This is a genomic window from Mesorhizobium sp. M7A.F.Ca.CA.002.09.1.1 (genome assembly GCF_003998555.1).
GTDB lineage: Bacteria > Pseudomonadota > Alphaproteobacteria > Rhizobiales > Rhizobiaceae > Mesorhizobium > Mesorhizobium ciceri.
In genome coordinates, this window is record NZ_RZRR01000234.1 from 1 (window position 1) to 6729 (window position 6729).

Annotated in this window: 7 protein-coding genes; 3 read left to right on the plus strand and 4 right to left on the minus strand. The window is 62.2% G+C overall.

The features are described from left to right. Window positions 1-386, minus strand: a 386-nt coding sequence (gene coaD, locus EN994_RS12785) for a pantetheine-phosphate adenylyltransferase (protein ID WP_127307571.1), incomplete at its 3' end; no start/stop codon positions are given. 322 nt (window positions 387-708) lie between these two features. Between coaD and EN994_RS12790 the strand changes: the two genes are divergently transcribed. Further along, entirely contained in the window at window positions 709-861 is a 153-nt protein-coding gene (locus EN994_RS12790; RefSeq protein ID WP_081714296.1) for a hypothetical protein, read from the plus strand. A gap of 69 nt (window positions 862-930) precedes the next feature. Here EN994_RS12790 and gyrA read toward each other — a convergent pair whose 3' ends face one another. Continuing rightward, complete coding sequence (gyrA, locus tag EN994_RS12795) at window positions 931-3732, minus strand: DNA gyrase subunit A (protein ID WP_127307572.1); 2802 nt, start codon at window positions 3730-3732, stop codon at window positions 931-933. 221 nt (window positions 3733-3953) lie between these two features. Beyond that, window positions 3954-4778, minus strand: a complete 825-nt coding sequence (locus tag EN994_RS12800; protein WP_063167939.1) for an AraC family transcriptional regulator — start codon at window positions 4776-4778, stop codon at window positions 3954-3956. Window positions 4779-4864: 86 nt separating this feature from the next. Between EN994_RS12800 and EN994_RS12805 the strand changes: the two genes are divergently transcribed. Together EN994_RS12805 and EN994_RS12810 are read left to right on the plus strand one after the other, a co-directional pair. Continuing rightward, window positions 4865-5395, plus strand: coding sequence for a hypothetical protein (locus EN994_RS12805; RefSeq protein ID WP_063167938.1), 531 nt, complete (start codon window positions 4865-4867; stop codon window positions 5393-5395). A gap of 160 nt (window positions 5396-5555) precedes the next feature. Further along, window positions 5556-6185 carry a MarC family protein gene (locus EN994_RS12810; protein WP_013531832.1) on the plus strand — a complete coding sequence of 210 codons (630 nt, stop codon included), beginning with the start codon at window positions 5556-5558 and terminating at the stop codon, window positions 6183-6185. Window positions 6186-6218: 33 nt separating this feature from the next. Here EN994_RS12810 and EN994_RS12815 read toward each other — a convergent pair whose 3' ends face one another. Next, window positions 6219-6644, minus strand: coding sequence for an OsmC family protein (locus EN994_RS12815; protein ID WP_063167937.1), 426 nt, complete (start codon window positions 6642-6644; stop codon window positions 6219-6221). Window positions 6645-6729 lie beyond the last annotated feature (85 nt).

The following is a 6729-nucleotide window of genomic DNA, read 5'->3' on the forward strand; positions in this document are numbered from 1 at the left end:
GACGGGCTGGCGGGCAGAAAAACCGTCTGCAACTCAGGTGCCATAGTCTCGTTCATGCCGGCCATCTGCATCTCATAGTCGAGGTCGGTGCCGTCGCGCAGGCCGCGGATCATGATCGAGGCGCCGTGCTTCCTGGCGGCGTCGATGACCAGCCCCTCGAAGGCGACGACCTTGATACGGGCACCATCGCTGCCGAATTCCGCCTTCGCCGCCGTCTCGATCAGCTTCACCCGCTCCTCGAAGGAAAACAGCGGCTGCTTGCCCGGATGGATGCCGATCGCCGCATAGACGATGTCGGCCACGGCCAGCGAAGCCTTCAGCACATCCAGATGGCCGTTGGTCAGCGGGTCGAAGGAGCCGGCATAGAGGGCGATGCGTTCGGTCATGGCAGGTGCTTCTAATGCATGATCCCAAAAAGTGGAAACCGGTTTTTGCGGACAAACGGTTTTTCGTTTGTCCTAGAGATCATGCTCAAATGAAAGCTAGAGCCTGTTCCGTCTTCCGTCCACCAAGATGGAACAGGCTCTAGCGAGCCTCTCTCGCAAAGGCAAATCCGATCGGGGCGCCGGCCGTGAACCTTTTCCGGCACATGAACGACAGATGAACACGCTGATCACGAAGCCTTCACGCAGCGTTCACTAGGTTGCACCTTAATAAGATGAAACCAAAATCCCATCTATCCGTTGTTAGGCGCAGGAGAACACGCACATGCTGATCTACATGCTCGCCACCGCAATGACCGTCGCCATGCTGATCGCCACCGTATTTGGGCTGCATCAGGAGGCACAACGCATCCGCGTCAAGGCAAACACCAAGCGCTTCGAAGGCTTCGGCCCGCGTAAGCCATATCGCCACTACTGATAAAGCCTGGACTTGCTGCCGCGCCGGCCAGCTGGCCGGCGTTGCCATGTCAAAACCTGGGTGCCGGACTTAGTCCGCACCCTCCGGACCGGCGTCAGACGCCGCAGCGGCATCGGCACCGCCCTCGACGGTTTCTTCGCTTTCTTCGTCCGCTTGCGGTTCAGAGATCCGCTCGACCGAAACCACCTTTTCGCCTTCAGCCGTGTTGAAGATGGTCACACCCTTGGTGGCGCGGCTGGCGAAACGAATGCCGTTGACCGGCACCCGGATGACGGTGCCGCCGTCCGACACCAGCATGATCTGGTCGTCATTGCCGACCGGGAAGGTCGCCACCAGCCTGCCAATCTCGGCCGCCTTCGACACGTCGGTGGCGCGGATGCCCTTGCCGCCGCGTCCGGTCAGCCGGAAATCATAGGACGACGAACGCTTGCCGTAGCCGAATTCGGTCACCGTCAGCACGTACTGTTCGTGCGCCTTGAGTTCTTCGTATCGGCTGTCGGAAAGCTCTGTCTCCTCGCCGATCTCCTCATTGGTCAGCGCGATCTCTTCCTCTTCTCCGGCCGTTTCCGTGGCAAGCCGCCGCTCCGCCGCCGCGCGCTTCAGGTAAGCGGCGCGTTCCGCCGGCGAAGCATCGACATGCTCGATCACCGACATCGAGATGATGCGGTCGGTCTCGGCCATGGTTATGCCTCGCACACCGACCGAATTGCGGCTCTGGAAGACGCGCACGTCGCCGACGGAGAAGCGTATGCACTGGCCGGAACTGGCGGTCAGCAGCACGTCGTCCTTGTCGGTGCAGGTTTCGACGCCGAGGATCTCGTCGCCTTCTTCCTCCAGCTTCATGGCGATCTTGCCGTTGCGGTTGACCTGGACGAAGTCGGATAGATCGTTGCGGCGCACGGTGCCGCGCGTGGTGGCGAACATCACGTAGAGTTCGCCCCAGCTGGCCTCGTCCTCGGGCAGTGGCATGATGGTGGTGATGCGCTCGCCCTGCTCCAGCGGCAGCATGTTGATCAGCGCCTTGCCGCGTGACTGCGGATTGCCGATCGGCAGCCGCCAGACCTTTTCCTTGTAGACGATGCCGCGCGAGGAGAAGAACAGCACCGGCGTATGGGTGTTGGCGACGAACAGCCGGGTGACGAAATCCTCTTCCTTGGTCGACATGCCGGAGCGGCCCTTGCCGCCGCGGCGCTGCGCCCGGTAGAGCGACAGAGGCACGCGCTTGATGTAGCCGGAATGGCTGACCGTCACGACCATGTCTTCGCGCTGGATCAGATCCTCGTCTTCCATGTCCGAACCGCCGTCGGTGAGTTCGGTGCGGCGCGGCGTGCCGAACTCGTCGCGCACGGCGGCAAGCTCGTCCTTGACGATCTGCTGGACGCGCGCGCGGGAAGACAAAATGTCCAGATAATCGATGATTTCGGCGCCGATCGTGTTCAACTCGTCGGCGATCTCGTCGCGGCCGAGCGCGGTCAGGCGCTGCAGGCGCAGCTCGAGGATGGCGCGCGCCTGCTCCTCGGACAGATTGTAGGTACCGTCCTCGTTGATCCGGTGGCGTGGGTCATCGATCAGGAGGATCAGAGATTCCACGTCGCCAGAGGGCCAGCGCCGCTCCATCAACTGCTCACGCGCCGTCTGCGGATCCGGCGCGGTGCGGATCAGCTTGATGACTTCGTCGATGTTGGCGACTGCGATAGCGAGACCGACCAGCACATGGGCGCGATCGCGCGCCTTGCGCAGCAGGAACTTCGTCCGCCTTGTGATCACCTCCTCGCGGAAGGCGACGACAGCCTTCAGCATGTCGGTCAGGTTCATCACTTCCGGCTTGCCGCCATTCAGCGCCACCATATTGGCGCCGAAAGAGGTCTGCAGCGGCGTGAAGCGGTAGAGCTGATTGAGGATGACGTCGGCAACGGCGTCGCGCTTCAGCTCGATGACGACCCGGTAGCCCTGGCGGTCGCTCTCGTCGCGGATATCGGAAATGCCCTCGATGCGCTTGTCGCGCACCAGTTCAGCCATCTTCTCGATCATCGACGACTTGTTCACCTGGTAGGGAACTTCGGTGATGATGATGGACTCGCGGTCGTTGCCGCGCTGTTCGATGTTGACGCGCCCGCGCATGACGATGGAGCCGCGGCCGGTCGAATAGGCGCTGTAGATGCCCGAACGGCCAAGCACGATGCCACCGGTCGGGAAATCCGGCCCCGGAATGATCTCCATAAGCGCCGGCAGGTCGATCGCCGGATTGTCGATGATGGCGATGGCGCCATTGCAGACTTCACCGAGATTGTGCGGCGGGATGTTGGTCGCCATGCCGACGGCGATGCCGCCCGAGCCATTGACCAGAAGGTTGGGAAAACGTGCCGGCAGAACCTTAGGTTCGCTGCCGGAAGCATCATACGTGTCCTGGAAATCGACGGTATCCTTGTCGATATCCTCCAGGAGCTCGTGCGCGACCTTGGTCAGCCGCGCTTCCGTGTAGCGCATCGCCGCAGGCGGATCGCCGTCGATGGAGCCGAAATTGCCCTGCCCGTCGATCAACGGAACGCGCAACGACCAGTCCTGCGCCATGCGCACCAAGGCGTCATAGATGGAAGCATCGCCATGCGGATGGTATTTACCCATCACGTCGGCGACAGGACGCGCCGACTTCACATATTTGCGGTTCCAATGGTAGCCGCTCTCATGGGCGGCGAAGAGAATGCGGCGATGCACCGGCTTCAGGCCGTCGCGCACGTCCGGCAGCGCACGGCTGACGATCACGCTCATGGCGTAATCGAGATAGGAGCGCTGCATCTCCTCGACGATGGATATCGGCTCGATGCCGGTGGGGCCGCCGTCGGCGCCGCGCGGTGTCTTCTGGTCGGTCAAATCGGATCACAATCTAATCAGGAATCACTTGGTGCTTATATAGGAAGCAAGCCCGAAACTCCAACCTTCACGGCACTTTTCCAGTGTCATTTTTGATGGTAATTTCAAATGGATACCGATGATTGCGACGATATGGCCAAGGCGGTTTTCACCGCCCTGACGCAAAAGCCTGCGTGTCTGCCTTTGCGGTGCACCGGGCCGATTCACCAAGCAGAAACGACCTATGCGCCACGGCGGCTGCGATACTGGCTTGGCGTCTGCCCCATGATCCGCCGAAAACGACGATTGAAGGTCGACAGATCGCTGAAGCCAGCGCCGAAAGCGATCGCGGAAACCGTATCGTCCGACATGCGTAGCCGCACCGCGGCCCTGTGCAATCGCGTCCTGAGCAGGAATTGGTAGGGGGTCATGCCCGCCACCTGCCGGAAGATGCGCAGGAAATGATACGGACTGGTCGCCGTCCCATCGGCAAGCGCTGAAAGGGAAACCGGCCCGTCTGCATCGAGTTCGATGCGCCGCACAGCTTCGGCAACCCGTTTTTGATCGCGGCGGCTCGGCGCGCGCCTGACATGCGTAGCGCCGGAGGCTGTAGCCACGGCAGCACCGGCCATGCGCAGGGAAAGTTCCTCGAACGCGTCGATGTCGGCCATCTCGCGAGCGGTTTCCGCCTCGGCCAGGAGTGGCGCCAGGACCGGCAAAGGCGGCAGGAGCGCCGCCTCGAAGGCCAGCTTCCTGGCGCCCGGCACGCCAGCCGCGATCCGTTCCATGTAGGACGGCCGGAAATGGAACGAGAGGCAACGGTCGCCGCTGCCATGCTCGTGCCCGCATTCGTAACATGTGCCGGGATTGCCGAGCAGGAGCGCGCCGGGCGCCAGCATCGCCGTGCCTTGCTGGGCACGGTAGCGAAACGTGCCGCTGGTGACCGCGGCGACACAGAAATCCTGATGCGCTTCCTCGAACGGCCGGTCGCCGGCGCTAGCCGTGCAGATCACATCCGCCACATGCCAGCCGGGTCCGGATGCGAGCGTATGCGTGGTCGCTGTCATGACCGGAATATAGCAATTTTTCCCAAGCCCAGAACCTCGTAACCGCCTATTCCCTCCCAATCTCCTGACAAGAAGAGGCCACAACCATGTTCGATCAATCTTCGTTTGCCGATGCCCTGCATAGCCCCGGACCGATCGAAGGCCTTGCCGAAAAACTGAGCCTTTACGGCCGCTTCGTCGGCGCCTGGACTTTCGACGCCTCGCGCCACCTCGAGGACGGAACGGTGCTGACAGGGCGTGGCGAGGTGCATTTCGGCTGGGTGCTGGAAGGCCGGGCGATCCAGGACGTCTGGATCCTGCCCGCGCGGGACACTGGTTCCCAGCCTTCGCTCGGCAAATGGACTTTTTATGGCACGACGCTGCGCGTCTATGATCCCGGCGCGGATGCCTGGCACATCTTCTGGAGCGACCCGCCCAACCAGTATTTCAGCCGCCAGCTCGGCCGCGCCGAGGGTGACACGATCGTGCAAGTGGGCGCCGACGGCACCGGTAGCTCCGTACGCTGGGGCTTTTCACGCATCACCGAAAACGCCTTCCGATGGCTGGGCGAGCGCTCGCACGACAATGGCGCGACATGGCGGCTGGAGGTCGAGTTCCTGGCGCGCCGAGCGGTTTGATCGCCGAAGAATGCAGCAGCCCGGAATAAAAGCGTCGCGACCCTTTGCGCCCTCCGCTGTCTCGCCGGCATCAACCACTTTCTCACGAACAGTTCCCACCGAACGGGCTTTGCTCTACCAATTATCCTGGTACGGGCACGGCCCGGCGGGAGGGTCAGAGATGCCGAGTTTCGACAGCCTGTTCAACGCGTTCGTCACCATTCTCGTGACCATCGATCCGCCCGGCCTGGCGCCGCTGTTCCTCGCCGTGACGCGCGGCATGAACCGCGAGGAGCGCCAGCAGGTTTCCGTCCGCGCCTCGATCATCGGTTTCCTGGTGATGGCGCTGTTTGCGGTTGCAGGCGCCTCGATCCTGTCGGTGTTCGGCATCACGCTGCCGGCTTTCCGCGTCGCCGGCGGTTTCCTGCTGTTCTTCATCGCCTTCGAAATGGTGTTCGAGCGCCGGCAGGACCGCAAGGAGAAGATCGGCGACGTCGCCATCACCAAGGACATGATCCACAACATCGCCGCCTTCCCGCTGGCAATCCCGCTGATCGCGGGTCCCGGCGCCATTTCGGCAACTGTGCTGCTCTCAGGTTCCTTTCAAGGCTTTGCGGCGCAGGCGGCGCTGGTCGGCATCATCTTCGTCTGCCTTGCCATCACCTATCTGGTGTTCGTGCTGTCGGAACGCATAGACCGCATCCTCGGCCAGACCGGCCGCTCGATCCTGACCCGCCTGCTCGGCGTCATCCTGGCAGCACTGGCCGTGCAATTCGTCGCCGACGGCATCAAGGCGCTGATAGCGGGCTGACAGGCTGACGCGGCGAGAATCTCAAAGCCGGCTCTATCTCGCCGTCGTGTCGATGACCTCGAAATCGTGGGTAATCGTGGCGGTCTTGGCAAGCATCGCGGAGGCCGAGCAATATTTTTCGATCGAAAGGTCGATCGCGCGTTTCACCTTGTCGCTGGAGAGTTGCCTGCCCTTGACGACGAAATGCATATGAATGCGGGTGAACACTCTGGGTTCGGTTTCCGCCCGGTCGGCTTCGAGCTCGACAACGCAGTCCTCGACCGCGTCGCGCCCCTTTTCGAGGATGTGCACGACATCATAGGCCGAACAGCCGCCGGTGCCGATCAGCACCAGCTCCATCGGGCTCGGTCCCGGCGTCCTGCCTTCCGGTCCGGGCGCGGTTCCCAGCACCAGTTTGTGGCCGCTACCGGACTCGCCGACGAAGGTGCGTTCCTCGACCCATTTTACGCGTGCTTTCATCGAACTCGTCCTTCGCCATATTTCGTTGATCGCCATGTCGGCGTTCAGTTCGACAATGCAAAACCCCGAAAGTCCATGATGGACT

Excerpts from the sequence above, each read along its gene's own strand:
- EN994_RS12810 (WP_013531832.1), top strand. The coding sequence starts at position 5,556 with ATGCCGAGTTTCGACAGCCTGTTCAACGCGTTCGTCACCATTCTCGTG.
- EN994_RS12815 (WP_063167937.1), bottom strand. The coding sequence starts at position 6,644 with ATGAAAGCACGCGTAAAATGGGTCGAGGAACGCACCTTCGTCGGCGAG.
- EN994_RS12800 (WP_063167939.1), bottom strand. The coding sequence starts at position 4,778 with ATGACAGCGACCACGCATACGCTCGCATCCGGACCCGGCTGGCATGTG.
- EN994_RS12790 (WP_081714296.1), top strand. The coding sequence starts at position 709 with ATGCTGATCTACATGCTCGCCACCGCAATGACCGTCGCCATGCTGATC.
- EN994_RS12805 (WP_063167938.1), top strand. The coding sequence starts at position 4,865 with ATGTTCGATCAATCTTCGTTTGCCGATGCCCTGCATAGCCCCGGACCG.